Source organism: Paracoccus sp. IB05, from assembly GCF_016405985.1.
GTDB lineage: Bacteria > Pseudomonadota > Alphaproteobacteria > Rhodobacterales > Rhodobacteraceae > Pseudogemmobacter.
Map to the genome: position 1 here is coordinate 63,092 of NZ_JAEFCF010000009.1, position 15,916 is coordinate 79,007.

General features: G+C 63.6%; 17 protein-coding genes. 11 read left to right on the top strand and 6 right to left on the bottom strand.

Annotation, left to right across the window (positions count from 1 at the left end; all coding sequences use genetic code 11):
* Positions 1-163 precede the first annotated feature (163 nt).
* From yajC to JC607_RS08300, 10 genes are all read left to right on the top strand, one after another.
* Entirely contained in the window at positions 164-490 is a 327-nt protein-coding gene (gene yajC, locus JC607_RS08255) for a preprotein translocase subunit YajC (RefSeq protein WP_198836462.1), read from the top strand.
* Positions 491-582: 92 nt separating this feature from the next.
* A complete protein-coding gene (secD, locus tag JC607_RS08260; protein WP_198836463.1) occupies positions 583-2,250 on the top strand; it encodes a protein translocase subunit SecD in 1,668 nt (555 codons plus the stop codon).
* Between the two features lie 15 nt (positions 2,251-2,265).
* Positions 2,266-3,240: a protein translocase subunit SecF gene (gene secF / locus JC607_RS08265; RefSeq protein ID WP_198836464.1), complete on the top strand. Its 975-nt coding sequence runs from the start codon at positions 2,266-2,268 to the stop codon at positions 3,238-3,240.
* A 24-nt stretch (positions 3,241-3,264) separates the two neighbouring features.
* Complete coding sequence (locus tag JC607_RS08270; protein ID WP_198836465.1) at positions 3,265-3,621, top strand: Mth938-like domain-containing protein; 357 nt, start codon at positions 3,265-3,267, stop codon at positions 3,619-3,621.
* Between the two features lie 82 nt (positions 3,622-3,703).
* The gene (gene ccmA, locus JC607_RS08275) at positions 3,704-4,354 is read left to right on the top strand and encodes a heme ABC exporter ATP-binding protein CcmA (RefSeq protein WP_198836466.1); all 651 of its coding nucleotides are present in this window, start codon (positions 3,704-3,706) and stop codon (positions 4,352-4,354) included.
* Positions 4,351-5,007 (top strand): heme exporter protein CcmB, encoded by a 657-nt coding sequence (ccmB, locus tag JC607_RS08280; protein WP_198836467.1) that lies wholly within the window; start codon positions 4,351-4,353, stop codon positions 5,005-5,007. The genes ccmA and ccmB overlap by 4 nt, the downstream gene beginning before the upstream one ends.
* Positions 5,008-5,070: 63 nt before the next feature.
* Complete coding sequence (locus JC607_RS08285; RefSeq protein WP_198836468.1) at positions 5,071-5,802, top strand: heme ABC transporter permease; 732 nt, start codon at positions 5,071-5,073, stop codon at positions 5,800-5,802.
* Positions 5,799-5,975 (top strand): heme exporter protein CcmD, encoded by a 177-nt coding sequence (gene ccmD / locus JC607_RS08290; protein WP_198836469.1) that lies wholly within the window; start codon positions 5,799-5,801, stop codon positions 5,973-5,975. Before JC607_RS08285 ends, ccmD begins: the two co-directional genes overlap by 4 nt.
* On the top strand, positions 5,972-6,499 hold the full coding sequence (locus JC607_RS08295; protein ID WP_198836470.1) for a DsbE family thiol:disulfide interchange protein: 528 nt from the start codon (positions 5,972-5,974) through the stop codon (positions 6,497-6,499). The genes ccmD and JC607_RS08295 overlap by 4 nt, the downstream gene beginning before the upstream one ends.
* Positions 6,500-6,540: 41 nt before the next feature.
* Entirely contained in the window at positions 6,541-6,936 is a 396-nt protein-coding gene (locus tag JC607_RS08300; protein WP_198836471.1) for a hypothetical protein, read from the top strand.
* 116 nt (positions 6,937-7,052) lie between these two features.
* Here the strand turns inward: JC607_RS08300 and JC607_RS08305 are convergent, their stop codons facing one another.
* Together JC607_RS08305 and acnA are read right to left on the bottom strand one after the other, a co-directional pair.
* The gene (locus tag JC607_RS08305; protein ID WP_198836472.1) at positions 7,053-7,295 is read right to left on the bottom strand and encodes a hypothetical protein; all 243 of its coding nucleotides are present in this window, start codon (positions 7,293-7,295) and stop codon (positions 7,053-7,055) included.
* 135 nt (positions 7,296-7,430) lie between these two features.
* Positions 7,431-10,196, bottom strand: a complete 2,766-nt coding sequence (acnA, locus tag JC607_RS08310; RefSeq protein ID WP_198836473.1) for an aconitate hydratase AcnA — start codon at positions 10,194-10,196, stop codon at positions 7,431-7,433.
* Between the two features lie 357 nt (positions 10,197-10,553).
* Between acnA and JC607_RS08315 the strand changes: the two genes are divergently transcribed.
* Positions 10,554-11,318, top strand: coding sequence for a thioredoxin family protein (locus tag JC607_RS08315; RefSeq protein ID WP_233092777.1), 765 nt, complete (start codon positions 10,554-10,556; stop codon positions 11,316-11,318).
* A gap of 291 nt (positions 11,319-11,609) precedes the next feature.
* On the opposite strand, the gene JC607_RS08320 is transcribed toward JC607_RS08315, so the two are convergent.
* The 4 genes from JC607_RS08320 to JC607_RS08335 all read right to left on the bottom strand — a co-directional run bounded on the left by JC607_RS08320 (position 11,610) and on the right by JC607_RS08335 (position 15,840).
* Positions 11,610-12,518 (bottom strand): lysophospholipid acyltransferase family protein, encoded by a 909-nt coding sequence (locus JC607_RS08320; protein ID WP_198836474.1) that lies wholly within the window; start codon positions 12,516-12,518, stop codon positions 11,610-11,612.
* A gap of 25 nt (positions 12,519-12,543) precedes the next feature.
* The gene (locus JC607_RS08325; RefSeq protein WP_198836475.1) at positions 12,544-13,410 is read right to left on the bottom strand and encodes a DMT family transporter; all 867 of its coding nucleotides are present in this window, start codon (positions 13,408-13,410) and stop codon (positions 12,544-12,546) included.
* Positions 13,411-14,402: 992 nt separating this feature from the next.
* Positions 14,403-15,404: a flagellar motor switch protein FliG gene (locus JC607_RS08330; RefSeq protein ID WP_233092780.1), complete on the bottom strand. Its 1,002-nt coding sequence runs from the start codon at positions 15,402-15,404 to the stop codon at positions 14,403-14,405.
* A gap of 259 nt (positions 15,405-15,663) precedes the next feature.
* Entirely contained in the window at positions 15,664-15,840 is a 177-nt protein-coding gene (locus JC607_RS08335) for a hypothetical protein (protein ID WP_198836477.1), read from the bottom strand.
* Between the last annotated feature and the right edge of the window lie 76 nt (positions 15,841-15,916).

Genomic DNA, 15,916 nt, shown 5'->3' on the forward strand with positions numbered 1-15,916 from the left:
GACAGAGCAGACCATCACGCCCGTGCCGGTCATGGTGCGGTTCCTCTGGCGCAAGCGGCAAAAACCGCTTAGATGGGCCGGTGATCGGGGAGGCGGGGCGCGCGCCGGATGGTGCGGCCTGCCTTCTCACTGCCAACCGACAGATGCCGGAGACATAGCCACAATGTTCGTGACCCCCGCTTTCGCCCAGGCCGCCGCGCCCGGAGCAGGTTCCGCCCTCGCTTCCTTTGTTCCGCTGATCCTTATCTTCGGCATCATGTATTTCCTGATGATCCGCCCGCAGCAAAAGAAGATGAAAGAGCATCGTGCCATGGTCGAGGCGCTGCGCCGGGGCGACCAGGTGGTCACCCAGGGCGGGATCGTCGGCAAGGTGGTCAAAGTGCAGGAAGACGGCATGGTCGAGGTCGAGATCGCCGAGGGCGTCAAGGTCAAAGTGGTCAAGCAGACCATCACCCAGGTTCTGAACCGCACCGAAGCTGCGGCGTCCTGAGACCCCGCGCAACCCCGGGCTTTCCCCGGGGCCGCACCTGATGCCGGTCCGCCTCCCGGTCCGGTATATGATATGTGACTTCTGAGGCTGACATGACGCCGACCGAGACCTGGAAAAGAGTTCTGATCCTCATGGTATGTGCCTGGGGGATCATCGCTGCGCTGCCCAATGCGTTTTACGACCGTGTGGAGCGGCATAATGATGCGGCTGCCGACATCGCGAAAGCCGATGGTGTGGCCACGGTAGAAGAGGCGGCGGATCTGGCGCTCTGGCCGAGCTGGGCCCCTTCGGCGCTGATGCCGCTGGGGCTTGATCTCAGGGGCGGCGCGCATCTTCTGGCGCAGGTTCAGGTCGAAGATGTCTACAAGGCGCGGATCGACGGGCTCTGGCCCGAAGCGCGCGATGCGCTGCGCGATGTGCGTGATGATGTCGGTTCCGTGCGCCGCGCGCCCTCGCCGGAAGACACGCTGCGCATCACCATCTCGCGCCCCGAGAATATGGCCAAGGCGATGGCCGCGCTGCAAAAGCTCGCCTCGCCGGTGATGACGCTGACCGGCTCGCAGGCCTCGGATATCACCATCACCTCGCAGGGCGCGGATATCGTGATCCAGCTGACCGCGAGCGAAAAGACCGCGACCGATGACCGCACGATGCAGCAAAGCCTCGAGATCATCCGCAACCGCGTTGACCAGGCCGGAACCCGCGAGCCGACCATTCTGCGCCAGGGCTCTGACCGGATCCTGATCCAGGTGCCGGGCATCGGCTCGGCGGCCGAGCTGAAATCACTGATCGGCACCACCGCGAAACTGACCTTCAACGCCGTGGTTGGCTCGACCTCGGATGCGGGGGCCAATCCGGGGCCGCGCAATATGCTGCTGCCGTCGAAGGACCAGCCCGGCCTCTACTATATCGTCGAGGAAACCCCGGTCGTCTCGGGCGAGAACCTTGTCGACAGCCGCCCGGCCCAGGATGAGATGCAGCGCCCGGCGGTGAGCTTCCGCTTTGACACGGCAGGCGGGCGCCGCTTTGGCGATTACACCGCCAATAATATCGGCAAACCCTTTGCCATCGTGCTCGACAATCAGGTGATCTCGGCGCCGACGATCCAGTCCCATATCTCGGGCGGCGCAGGGATCATCACCGGCCGGTTCTCGGTCGAGGAAACCACAGAACTTGCGGTTCTGCTGCGCGCCGGAGCCCTGCCGGCAAAGATGGATTTTCTGGAAGAACGCACCATCGGGCCGGAGCTGGGCGCTGATTCCATCGAGGCCGGCAAGACCGCCGCGCTGATCGGCCTTGCGGCGGTGCTGATCTATGTGGTGGCCTCTTACGGCCTGTTCGGCTGGTTCGCCAATGTGGCGCTGGTATTGAACGTGGTCATCCTGGTGGCGCTTTTGTCGGCGATCGGGGCGACACTGACATTGCCCGGGATCGCGGGGATCGTATTGACCATGGGCATGGCCATCGACCAGAACGTGCTGATCTTCGAGAGGATCCGCGACGAATTGCGCGACGGTGCCAACCCGCAGCGCGCCTGTCAGGTCGGGTTTGAACGCGCCTTCTCGGCCATTATGGACGCAAACGTGACCGCGCTGATGACCGGTTTCATCATGTTCTGGATCGGCTCGGGCCCGGTCAGGGGCTTTGCGGTGACCTTCACGCTGGGCGTGATCACCTCGATGTTCACCGCCGTCTATGTGACGCGGCTGGTGGTCGAGCTCTATATCAACAACAAACGCCCGAAAACGCTCGTAGTTTAAGGGGAGGATACGGTTATGGCATGGCGTCTTAAACTCGTCCCCGCAAAGACGAATTTCGACTTCTTCAAACATCAGTGGATCACCTTCTCGCTTTCGGTCGGGATGATTGTCGCCTCGCTTATCTGCGTCGCGGTGATGGGGCTGAATTTCGGGGTCGATTTCAAAGGGGGCACGACGATCCGCACCGAATCGACCGCAGCGGTCGATGTGGCGGAATATCGCGAGGCGCTGGCCGCGCTTCAGCTGGGGGATGTCTCGATCTCGGAAGTGAAGGACCCGTCCTTCCGCGATGATCAGCATGTCGCGCAGATCCGGATCGGCGCGCGTGAAGGCGAAGAGGCGGTGACGCCCGAGGTGATCCAGGAGATCGAAGAGGCGCTGAAGGCCGTCGATCCGGCGATCACTTTCCCTTCGGTGGAATCGGTCGGGCCGAAAGTCTCGGGCGAGCTGATCTGGAAAGCGGTTGCCGCGATCCTTGCGGGCTCGGCCGCGATCCTTGTCTATATCTGGATGCGGTTCGAATGGCAGATGGCGGTCGGGCTTGTGGCGGCACTGTTGCATGACGTGATCGTGACGGTGGGGATCTTCTCGCTGTTCCAGATCCGGTTCGATCTTTCCATCGTGGCGGCGCTGCTGACGATCCTTGGCTATTCGGTCAATGATACCGTGGTGATCTTTGACCGGCTGCGCGAGAATCTTGCGAAATACAAGGCGATGCCGCTGCGTGAGATGATGAACCTCACCACCAATGAGACGCTGTCCCGGACCGTGATGACGGCGACCTCGACGCTGCTGGTGCTGATCGTGCTGCTGATCTGGGGCGGAGATGTGATCCGGGGCTTTGTCTTCGCGATGACACTGGGTGTGGTTCTCGGAACCTGGTCGACGCTCTATATGGCGAAGAATATCGTGCTTTATCTGGGTGTTGATCGCGGAGACAAACCGAAAGCCCCGAAGAAATCGAGCGAATTCGCCGATGTCGATGCGTAAGTCAGTATTGCGAATGGGTCGGGCATGCGCCTGACCGAAATCAGCTATGCCGAGGCCCGGCCGATTGACGGTTACGGGCCCGGCTTTTTCCGGGTGAATGATCATGTGCTGCGCGGGCCGTCGCTGATCACGCCCTGGGATGCCGGCCCCTGGGGCGGGCTTGAGGATCTGGCGAGCCTGCTGGACCTGACCGGGCGGATTGATGTGCTGCTTCTGGGCATGGGCGCCGAGATCGCCTGGCCGCCGCGCGCCCTGCGCGAGACGCTGGAAGCCGCCGGGATCGGCGTCGAGCCGATGTCCTCGCCCGCCGCCTGCCGCACCTATAACCTTCTGCTCTCCGAGGGCCGCAGAATTTCGGCCGCGCTTTTGCCCCTCGGCTGAGGCAGCCCGGAATTTTGGAAAATTCCGGCCCAATTCCTTCACAGGAATTGGCGCGGCGCGCGAAACGGGCTAGGGCAGTGCGATGGAACTCAGGGTCGAAAATCTCGCGGTCGCCCGTGGCGGGCTGGTGGTGCTGGAGGGGATCAGCTTCACCCTGTGCCCCGGCCAGGCCCTTGTGCTGCGCGGCCCCAACGGCATCGGCAAGACCACATTGCTGCGCACCATCGCCGGGCTGCAACCTCCCGTTTCCGGCGCGATCAGTGCCGCCACGGATGACCTCGCCTATGCCAGCCATGCCGACGGGCTGAAATCCGCGCTGACGGTGGACGCGAATATCTCCTTCTGGGCTTCGGTCTATGGCAGCGGTCAGACGGCAGCGGCAGCCGCGCTGGACCGGCTGGAGCTGACTGCCTTGCGCCACCGCGCCGCCGGGCAACTGTCCGCCGGGCAGAAACGCCGCCTCGGTCTCGCGCGGCTTCTGGTCACCGGACGGCCGGTCTGGCTGCTGGATGAGCCGACCGTCTCGCTTGATCAGGCCGCCGTTGCGCTTTTCGCCGGCGTCCTGCGCGCCCATCTCAAAGAGGGCGGCGCGGCGCTGATCGCCACTCATATTGATCTCGGCCTTGAGGAGGCGGGGGGGCTGGATCTCACCCCCTTCCGGCCAAAGCACCAGCGCGCCGTCGCCGGTGGCTTTGACGACGCGTTCGGCGAGATCATCGGAGCGCCAGGATGATCGCGCTCCTGGCCCGCGACCTCTCGCTTGCCTTCCGCGCCGGGGGGGGCTTTGGCCTTGGTCTCGCCTTCTTCCTGCTGGTTGTGGTGCTGGTGCCTTTGGGTGTCGGGCCGGACAGCGCCATTCTTGCCGCGATCGCGCCCGGCGTCCTTTGGGTGGGGGCGCTTCTCGCCTCGCTCCTCAGCCTCGACCGGATTTTCGCGCTGGATCATGAGGATGGCAGCCTTGACCTTCTGGCCACGGCGCCCTTGCCGCTTGAAGGGGTCGTGGCGATTAAGGCGCTGGCGCATTGGCTGGTCACGGGGCTGGCGCTGACGCTGGCCGCGCCGCTGCTCGCGGTTTTGCTGAACCTGCCTGCCCCCGGATACCCCTGGCTTCTGCTCTCGCTCGCGGTCGGCACGCCGGCGCTTTCGGTGATCGGGGCCTTTGGGGCCAGTCTGACCATCGGTCTCAGGCGCGGCGGGCTTTTGCTCTCGCTCCTCGTGCTGCCGCTTTACGTGCCGACGCTGGTCTTTGGCGCCGAGGTGGTGCGGCGCGGCGCGACCGGTCTGGCACCGGCGACACCGCTTGCGCTCCTCGCCGCGATCACAGCTGGTTCGCTGGCGCTGCTGCCCTTCGCCGCAGCCGCCGCAATTCGGGTTAACTTGCGCTGAATCAGTCTATAACAGAGTCTCGCGCGCTACAAAGCACGGGTGAGGCAGAACAGACGGGCCGATATGTCGATTTGGGAATTCGCCAATCCGAGAAATTTCATGCGGCTTTCCAGGCGGGTCCTGCCCTGGATCGCAGCACTTGCAGGCCTGTCGCTGGGGATTGGCCTGATCTGGGGCTTTTTCTTCACCCCTGACGACTACAAACAGGGCTCGACCGTCAAGATCCTCTTCATCCATGTGCCAGCGGCGATGATGGCGATCAATGCCTGGATCATGATGCTGGTCACCTCGCTGATCTGGGTGATCCGGCGTCACCATGTCTCGGCGCTGGCGGCACGGGCGGCGGCGCCTGCGGGGCTCGTGTTCACGCTGATTGCCCTCGTGACCGGCGCGCTCTGGGGCCAGCCGATGTGGAACACCTGGTGGGAATGGGATCCGCGCCTGACCTCATTCCTGATCCTCTTGCTGTTTTATCTTGGCTATATCGCGCTCTGGTCGGCGATCGAAGATCCTGAAACCGCCGCCGATCTGACCGGCATTCTCTGTGTCGTCGGTTCGGTCTTTGCGGTGATGTCGCGCTATGCGGTCAAGTTCTGGAACCAGGGGTTGCATCAGGATTCGACCATCCTGAAGGTCGGCGAGAAAGACCCGCTGGATGTGGCCTATTATGTGCCGCTGGTGATCTGTCTCGTCGGATTCGTGTTGTTTTTCATACTGATCGTGCTGCTCAGAACCCGGATGCTGATCCGGGCGCGGCGGCTGATCGCTCTTGAGGCAAGGGAGAGGCTTGGATGATGCCGGATCTTGGAGACTATGCGGCAACGGTGCTGGGCGCCTGGGGGGCAACGCTTCTGGCTCTGGCCGGGCTGCTTGCACTGACGCTTGTGCAATCCCGGCGGGTGGCGCGGGCGCTGACCGAGGCAGAAGCACGGGTCGCGCAGGCAAAAGCTGCGGGGGCCAAAGCATGAAGGCGCTTTATCTGGTGCCGCCCCTAGCCTTTGCCGGTCTCGCCGCTGTCTTCTGGTTCGGGATGCATCGCGACGGGCAGGGCGAGATCCCCTCGACCTTTATCGGGCGCGCGGCGCCGGTTCTGCCCGCGACATCCTTGCCCGGAACACCGCTTCTGACGGGGGATGACCTCCGGAAGGGCGAGGTGACGGTGGTGAATTTCTGGGCCTCCTGGTGCCCGCCCTGCCGGGCGGAACACCCGGTTCTGAAGGCGATGGCGGCGGATGGCATCAGGGTCGCCGGCGTGAATATCATGGACAAAGAGGCCGATGCGGCCGGCTATCTCGAGAAAGACGGCAATCCGTTCTTTGCCATTGCCACCGATCCGGACGGGCGCAACCGGGTGGAATGGGGCGTCTCCGCGCCGCCCGAGACCTTCATCATTGATGGAGACGGCACGGTTCTGTTCAAATTTACCGGGCCGCTGGTCGGCACCGATTACGAATCGCGCTTTGTCCCCGCCCTTGCCGCCGCTCTGAAATGAAAGCTTTTATCTTCGCTGCGTCATTTCTGACCAGCGGGGCGATGGCACAGGCAGAGACGCTCCGCCCCGATACAAGCTTTTTCACCGGCGTCTATGAGCGGGTCGGGCGCAGCGGTGCCGAGGCTCCGGCGCTGATCGACGATCTCGTCCGGATCGCGCCGTTCGAGGGGGCATGGGCGCTTGATGTTTTCCCCTGTGCGACCGGGGCGGAGCAGGGTGCGCCGATCCGCCTGAGCCCGTCGGAATTTAACGAGGTGCCCAATATCGTAGAAGGGAAAGCCGGGCGCTTCGGCCTCTGGTGTCAGTATTTCACCGATCACAGCAATTACCCGATCCTCACCTGCCAGTCCGAGACAGGCGCGCGGTTCACGCTCTGGCCGATTACGGATGAGCGTATGACCGCCTGTATGACAGCGGCGGGCCAGCCGCTGCCCTGAGACAAGGCGACGCGCAGGCGCGGCCACCCTGATGCGGGGCACCATGAGGCGAGCTATCGTGACGCAATGCGGCGTGACGCAGGACAGGCTGCATGAGAACCAGACCGGGCAGACGCTCAGTTCAGCAAAGACAGCGTCAGCATCCCGAATGGCATCAGCAGTTCGGCAAAGGGCAGCGCGGGCAGCGAGACCCGCCTGCATGCCACGGCCTGCGATGCGGGCGCAGTCAGCCGGGCGGTTTTTGTAAGCAATGCGGTGCTTTCGGCCAGCCAGATCTCGGATTGCGAGGGCAAAGGCGGGAAGAGAGCGCGGGCCGGGATCCCGCGGTCACGCATGTCGAGACGGGTGGAATGGCGCATGAAAAAGCCCTTCTGGCTGAACCCTTCCAGATTGCGCGATTCGGGTAAAAAGGAACTTAACCGGAACGAATAGGCCGGATCGCTCCGGCCCATTTGCGATGCCGCTTTGTCATGCGCCCCGATCAGGCGCCCCGATCAGGCGCTGGCGAGATTGCGCAGCACGTAATGCAGCACGCCGCCGTTTTCGACATATTCGACCTCGATTTCGGTATCGATGCGGCAGCGGATCTCGACGGTCCGCTCGCTTCCATCCGCTCTGCGGATCGTCATGGGGACCAGGCTCAGGGGTTTCAGCCCGCCGGCGAGGCCATGGATCGAGATTTCCTCGTCCCCCTTCAGGTTCAACGTTTTGCGGGTCTCTCCGCCGGTGAATTCAAAGGGGATCACCCCCATGCCGACGAGGTTGGAGCGGTGGATGCGCTCGAAACTTTCCGCGACGACCGCTTTGACCCCCAGCAGCGCCGTGCCCTTGGCCGCCCAGTCGCGCGACGAGCCCGCGCCATATTCCACGCCACCAAAGATCACCAGCGGCCGGCCCTGCGCCTGCCAGGCCATCGAGGCGTCAAAGATCGAGGTCTGCGCCCCGTCCGGCCCCAGGGTATAGCCGCCCTCGACGCCGCCATGCTCGTTGGACAGCATCTCGTTTTTGATGCGGATATTGGCGAAAGTGCCGCGCATCATCACCTCATGGTTGCCGCGCCGCGAGCCATAAGAGTTGAAATCGCGAGGTGCCACCTGGCGTTCCTGCAGGTATTTCCCCGCCGGAGTCGTCGGTTTGAACGAGCCCGCCGGTGAAATATGGTCGGTCGTGATCATATCGCCGAGGATCGCCAGCACCCGCGCGCCCTCGATATCCGAGATCACGCCGGGGTCGCGCCCCATGCCCTGGAAATAGGGCGGGTTCTGGATATAGGTCGAGGCGGGCGGCCAGTCATAGGTCTCGGCGCCGGTGACTTCGACCGCCTGCCAGCGGGCATCCCCTTTGAAAACATCGGCATATTTGGCCTGAAAAACCTCGCGCGTGACGACTTTGTCAACGATCTCGCTGATCTCTTTCTGCGTGGGCCAGATGTCTTTCAGGAAGATGTTCTCGCCCCCGGGCGTCTGGCCGATCGGGTCGCGGGTCAGGTTGACGTTCAGATCGCCGGCAATCGCATAGGCGACCACCAGCGGCGGCGAGGCGAGGAAATTTGCCCGCACATCAGGGCTGATCCGGCCCTCAAAATTGCGGTTTCCCGACAGCACGGCCGTCGCCACCAGGTCATTGTCACTGATCGCTTTCGAGATCGCCGGATCGCCCAGCGGCCCGGAATTCCCGATACAGGTGGTGCAGCCATACCCCACGAGGTTGAAGCCGAGCGCATCGAGATCTTCCTGCAGCCCTGCGGCCTGAAGATAGTCCCCCACCACCTGTGAGCCGGGCGCGAGCGAGGTTTTGACCCAGGGTTTGCGGGTCAGCCCCAAAGCGCGGGCCTTGCGCGCCACCAGCCCCGCGCCGATCATCACATAGGGGTTCGAGGTATTGGTGCAGGAGGTGATCGCCGCAATCACAACCGAGCCATCGGTAAGGGAGTAATCCTTGCCCTCGACCGGCACGACCTTGCGCACGTCTTTCGGCGGAGCGGTTACGGCGCCGCCCTCATCACCCATATCCAGCGCATCCGGGCTGACATCAATGCCGCGGTAATCGGCCACGACCTTGTAGAAGCTGCGGGCCGATTCCGTCAGCGGCAGGTAGTCCTGCGGCCGTTTCGGCCCCGAGATCGCCGGGACGATGCTGCCCATGTCGAGCTCCAGCGTGCTGGTATAGATCGGATCGTAATCGCGCCCGCGCCAGAAGCCGTTTGCTTTGGCATAGGCCTCGACCAGCGCGATGCGGGCCTCATCACGGCCGGTATTTCGCAGATAGCGGAGCGTTTCGTCATCAATGGGGAAGAAGCCGCAGGTGGCGCCGTATTCGGGGGCCATATTCGCGATGGTGGCGCGGTCGGCAAGCGGCAGGTGATCAAGCCCTTCGCCGTAAAATTCGACGAATTTGTTCACCACGCCATGTTTCCTCAGCATCGCCACGACCTTCAGCACCAGATCGGTCGCGGTGGTGCCTTCGACCATTTTCCCGGTCAGTCTGAAGCCAACCACTTCCGGGATCAGCATCGACACCGGCTGGCCCAGCATCGCCGCCTCGGCCTCGATCCCGCCGACGCCCCAGCCCAGAACGGCGAGGCCATTGACCATGGTGGTATGGCTGTCGGTCCCGACCAGCGTGTCCGGGTAGGCCACCAGCTCGCCATTCTGGTCTGTGTCGGTCCAGATCGTCTGGGCCAGATATTCCAGATTGACCTGGTGACAGATTCCGGTGCCGGGCGGCACGACGCGGAAATTGTTGAACGCCTTCTGCCCCCATTTGAGGAAGGTGTAGCGTTCCATATTGCGTTCATATTCCAGGTCAACATTCATCTGGAACGCGCGGGGAGTGCCGAATTCGTCGATCATCACCGAATGGTCGATCACCAGATCAACGGGGTTCAGCGGGTTGATTTTTTGCGCGTCACCGCCCAGCCCGATGATCCCGTCCCGCATCGCGGCCAGGTCCACCACCGCCGGCACCCCGGTGAAATCCTGCATCAGCACGCGGGCAGGGCGATAGGCGATCTCGATCGGATTGCGCCCGCCCTGGGCGCCCCAGGTCGAAAACGCGCGGATATCGTCGCTGGTGACGGTCTTGCCATCCTCAAAGCGCAGCATGTTCTCAAGCACCACTTTCAGCGAGGCGGGCAGGCGCGAGAAATCCCCAAGCCCGGCCTCTTCCGCCGCCGGGATCGAGTAATAGCTGACGGTCTGGCCGCCCGCGCTCAGGGTTTTACGGGTTTTCTGGCTGTCATGTCCGACGGTGACGGTCATGTCTTCGCTCCTTGAAAAACTGGCGTGGCATCTTGCGGCTGCGGCGGGCGAGGCGGTGCCCGGGAATCTCAGAAGTTATGTATGCAGTAGTATACCGAATTTCCAGACCCCGGAGGCCGTGGTGGCGGACGCGGCGGCAAAGGGGCGAGAACGCCGGCGAAACTGCATTGCGATTGCAGCATGGAGAGGGCGGCGAGGAAAGGGGGAAAGCGGTCCGGGGCGCGGAAGATTGCAGGCAATCGCAAAACCTTGATTGGCAGGCAGGGGGTCGGTTTCCTATACAGGGTTGAGTACAGGGACGGGCGGTGTCCGGGCAATGCTCCGATATCCGCTGACGCCAGCCGGGAAAGACATGAGATGCGACATTTGCTCAGCGCCGCCTGCGGCCTGGTTCTGACCTGCGCGCTTGCAGGTCCGGGCACCGCCGAAGACCTGGCAGAGAAGGCGGCGCCTCTGGCCGCCGGCGCCGGCCCGGTGGTGGTCGAGCTCTTTACCTCGCAAGGCTGTGTCTCCTGCCCGCCGGCGGATGAGTTTTTCGCAAGCCTCACCAAAGACAAGCGGGTGATCGCGCTCTCGCTGCATGTCGATTACTGGGATTACATCGGCTGGGAAGACAGTTTCGGCTCGGCGGCGTTCACCGAGCGGCAAAAGGAATATGCAAGGACCATCGGATCGCGCACGATCTATACGCCGCAATTCATCATCGGCGGTGTCGAGCGCATCGAGGGCTTTGACCCGGAAGCGACGCTGAAGGCGCTGGCCGATCACGTTGCCGCCAAAAGCCCGGTGACGCTGGTGGTCACGCGTGACGGCGACAACCTGGTGATCCGCGCCAAAGCCGACCCGCCGCTGGAGGCCCCTGCCAGGGTCGGGCTTGCGCGCTATATGCCCGAGGCCACGGTCGATATCGAGCGCGGCGAAAACGCCGGCAAGATCGTGACCTACCGCAATATCGTGACCGAATGGGAGAGCCTTGGCGACTGGGCCGGGCAGGAGCCGCTTGAGGTCAGCATCCCGATCACCGGGGCCAATCCTGCGGTGGTGTTCATCCAGGACGTCAGCGGCAAAGGGGCCAAAGCGGCAGGGCCGGGGCGGATCTTTGCGGCTGCGGTGACCCCCTGAGACAGAACGGGTCCGGGCTCTGTCTGCCACTTGCCGCCAGATCACGGGACAGGTCTTTCCCTGAAGCCGTGCTTCCCGGCGAAGCCGTAAACATCCTGCAGGCTTTGCCATTGTCAGAAATCAGCTGAAACGGGTCGTCCCGCAGGTGATCGTCGCTTTGCAATCCGGCACAGTTTCGCCAGCCATCGCACCGCAGCAGGCGGCAGAGGGGCCACCTCATTCCGGTGCATCAGTTTGGCACCAGGACCCAAAAGCGGCAGGAAAGAAGCACAGGCAGAAACAGACCCCGGGTCAGGTTTCGGCATCCGGCAAAGGCAGTCTGGCGCCGCCATGTTTCCAGCGTTTGTGGATCCAGAACCACTGGCCGGGATAGCGGCGCACCAGCGCCTCGAGGCTGTCATTCAGCGCCTGGGTCATGGTGACCGGGTCGCCATGCGGGATCGGGTCTTCCACAATGACCTGGAAGGACAGCCCGTCCTGCTGGCGCACCGCATAGACCGGCACGCAAAGCGCATCATATTTCAGCGCAAGCTCTGCCGCCGAAAGCGCTGTCTGCGCCTCATGGCCGAAAAAACCCAGAAGCGGCGCGCGGGTCATATGCTGGTCGATCAGCATCCCGAGCATGCCGCCCTGGCGCAGGAATTTCACCATCTGCCCCAGACCCTCGCGCCCGCGCGGGAAAAGCGGTGTGCCGATGGTGGAAATCGCCCTGAGGTAATGCTCGTTGAAATAGCGGTTCGACATATTCATGTAGAGCGCGCCGACCGGAAATCCGCGTGCGATCAGGGCGGCGCGGGTGGCGTCATAATTGCCGAAATGCGCGGTGACGAGGATCACGGGGCGGTTCGCGCGGCGGGCTTCCTCCAGCGCGACAACCCCTGCGCCGGTCAGCGGCAACCCGGCGGCGCGGGCGATGAATTCCTCGCCTGAATAGATCTCGATCAGGGTGCGGCCGACATTGTCGGGTACATCGCGGACGATTTGCTCAACCTCGGCCTTTGGCAGATCCGGCATGACAAGGGCCAGATTGCTCCGGATGCGGCGGCGGTAGCCCGCCAGCGGTGCGATCACGCCCGAGACGATCTTGCCGCAGAGGGGCACCCTGATGCGGTAGGGCAGCCGCTTCAGGGCCCAGATCAGCGCCCGGAACAGGCGGTCCTGCAGCCAGTGGCGTGGATTTGCCTCTTGTTTCTCGCTCATTATGCAGCCCGTTTGCAATCCTGGATCAGCGCTTGTGCAGCCGCGTTTCCCGGTGCCAGACATAGAGACCGGCCCCCACGATCACAAGCGCGCCGGTCACCGTCCAGACATCGGGATATTCCGAGAAGAAGAGCGCGCCCCAGAGCGTGGCGAACACCACACCGATATAGGTGAAGGGTGCGACGGTCCCGGCCTCGGCAATCGAAAGAGAGCGGATCATCAGCACCTGGCCCAGCGTGCCGATACAGCCGACAAAGATGAACAGCGGCAGATCGGCAGCCGCGACCGGCACCCAGTTTGTGGGAAGAAAGAGAGTGAAGGCCAGCGTCCCGAAGATCCCGCCCCAGAGCATTGCGGTCCAGACCGGCTCATATTGGCCGATACGCCGGGTCAGAAGCGAATTGGCTGCGAAAGAGACGGCTGCGGCAAGCGGCATCAGCGCCCACCAGGTGAACACGCCGCCACCGGGGCGCACGATGATCACCGCACCGACCAGCGCCACGCAGATCGCAAGGATCCGCCTCGGCCCGAGCCTTTCTCCCAGAAACAGCGCGGCCCCAAGCGTGACGAGAACCGGGCTCGTGTCGGTGAGCGCGGTCGCTTCGGCGAGGCCGATGAAGTTCAGCGAGGTGAAGAACAGCGCGGCCGTCGTGACCTGAAAAAATGCGCGCAGCACATGCAGGCCGGGGTAGGAGGTGCGAGCCATGACCAGTGTCCGCCCCCTCAGGATCAGCACCACGATCAGCACCTGGCCGAGAAAACGTGCCCAGATCACCTGCGGCGCGGGATAGCGCTGCAACAGGCCCTTGGCGCTCGCATCGAGCAGGGTGAAAGCGAGGATTGCGAGGATCATCAGAAGGATGCCTCGCGCGGGGTTCTGCGCAGTTTGCATAATGCCCGCGACGCTACCTGGGTGCCGCGGAAGAGACAAGAGCGGAAGGCTGGCCTGGAGCCAATGTGGCCTGCTGGAATGCGGCTGGTTCAGACCGGGACCATGACGGCCTGCCCATGCGAGCAGGGTGGGGGTGAGGAAAGGGTTTGTTTCCGCAAGTCAGCGTCAGGGGCCGGACAGTTCAGCGACACCGGTGACTGGATTGCGACGGGCGGGTCGTCTTTGGCACGGGCCGGCAGATTTTGCCCTTTTGCCTTCGGACATCAAAGATCGGATCGGGAAGGCGTGGCGGGGGAACGGAGAATCTTCACCACCTGCACAGGGTCAGGCCAGAGATACAGAAAATGGGGCATGGGCTGCGCTGATTTCCAGGTGACCGGGGCGGTACGATTGAGGCACCTCCGCCCGGCCGGGAGGCGCGCGCAGACCGCAGTCGCTGTCGGCCAGAAGACCCGCATGCGAATGCCCAAGGCGTGGCAAGGGCACCGGAGATCGGCTGTATCTGTGCAATAAGAGACACGGCTGAGTGAGGTGCAGGAGGCTTGCGGCGAGGTCATGCCAGGGCTGTGGGCGTGGAGAAAGGAAATGCCGGGATCATCCGTCACGGCGCCTTTGGTTCGGGGCCAAAGGCGAACGGGGTGAGATGTGATCCGGTGCCTGCGGCAGAGCCGCCTTGCGGAAAGCATCGGGCTGTTGCTGATGGGGTTTCGGCCCGGGGCCCGGCCTGCCGCGCCAGTGGCTGCGCCGGATGGCCTGGTCAAGGGAGCGTGAGAGCCGAACGCCACCACGCGGCGCTGGCCGTTTTGTCGGGGCAACGCGGGCGCGCAGAGGCGTTTCGTGGATCTCTCCAGTCATTCCGCGCCGCGACGGGGACGTGCCCGCAGAGGAGCCACCGGATCTTTTGTGGCGGAGATTTCTGGCCGGGGATGCGGCCAGAGAGGCGTTAGGCCAGAGACGGGTTTTGCCAGAAAGGCGCTTTGGGCGCTGACGGGTCATTCCTCCTCTTCGGGCAGCAGCATGACCAGCTCGCCCTGGGCCTCCAGGCTGCGAGCGGCGGCGACGATTGCGCTCATCGCGGTCTCGCCGTCCCTGTCCTTTACCTTCGGCGCCTGTTCGACCTCTTCACGGATGTTTTGCGCCATGCGCTGCGAGATACAGGCGAGGATGAACTCGCTGGCGGCCTCCAGCGGCGGTTTGCCTTTGCTATAGGCGAAGGCGGTGACCAGCGTGGCCTGATCGACCAGCCGCACCACTTTCGGAATGTCGCGACCGGTGACACGGCCGGGGAAATGCGCGAAGGTGAAGATGGCGCGACGCACCTCTTCGGCAAAGCCGGCATCCTCGTCTTCCAGCCCTTTCAGCACATCTTCCCGCACCTGGGCGGGTGAGACATTGAGGATCGCCCCCACCCGTTCAACCGGGCCACGGTCAAAGGCCTTTTGCGGCTGCGCGTCGATCTGGCCGAGAATGGCAATGCCGATCCGACGCACGGTATCGGGGTCGGTATTGGCGGTTTGCGAGACGGCAAAGGCAATGCGGCGCGCGCGTTCGCCGGGGAGTTTGCCCAGAAACTCTGCCGCCTTTTGCACCGGCATTTTCGACAGGATCACCGCCGCGACCTCGATCGCTTCGTTTTCGAGCACCGGAACCAGCCGCTCGGGGGGCAGCGCGCCCAGCCGTTCCCAGGGGTCGCCGCGCGCGCCCACGCCCACTTTGCGGCGCAGCCGGCTGGCGGTGGATTGCGAAATATGGCCATCCATCGCGTTCAGCGCGCCTTCCAGGCCGCCGGGAAAGGCGAGGCCGACCGAGTCCAGTTCGGCCATGAATTCCGAGATGACCTGGTCCAGCGTTTCGCGGTCGACCAGCCGCATCTGGCCCATCTGTTCGGCCAATGCGGTCTGAAGATGGTCCGGCAGCTGCGCAATCGGCAGGTCGGCGCCTTGCGCCAGCATATAGCGCACCACCACCGCCGCCTTTTCGCGCGCGCTGAGCATCCGGCGCACCCCGTTTCCCTGCGCGCTATAGTGACCACCCGCACCCGGATGCTGGGCCGGAGTTATCCGTGCCAGCTGAACCCCATGGGACATATGCTGCCTCTCAACCTGATCTCTGGCTGATCCTGGCAAAGCGGGGTTAACCGGAGATTGTCAGCGCAGGATATTTTCACAAGAAATGCGGCCTGAACTTCCGGGCCGCATAAAAACTGCCCGCGACAGCCCTGCCGCGGGCAATTTCAGCGGGGCTTTGCGCCCGTCAGCTTGCGGGCTGGATCACGCAAGAGGCACTTGCCTCATCCCAGACCGCGCCGGGCATACAAAGGGACGCCGTCGTGTCTTTCGGTTTCATACAATCGCGCGCCGAGGCGAGGCCCGACATCAGCATCAGGGGAAGCACGGCGATCAGTGCGGCCCTGCGCAGAGGTCTCGTCATCTTAAATCCTCCTGTGTTCCGCCGCCGGAGTGACGACGCCCGCAGGATGCCATGAAAAACCCCCCGCCCGCAGGGA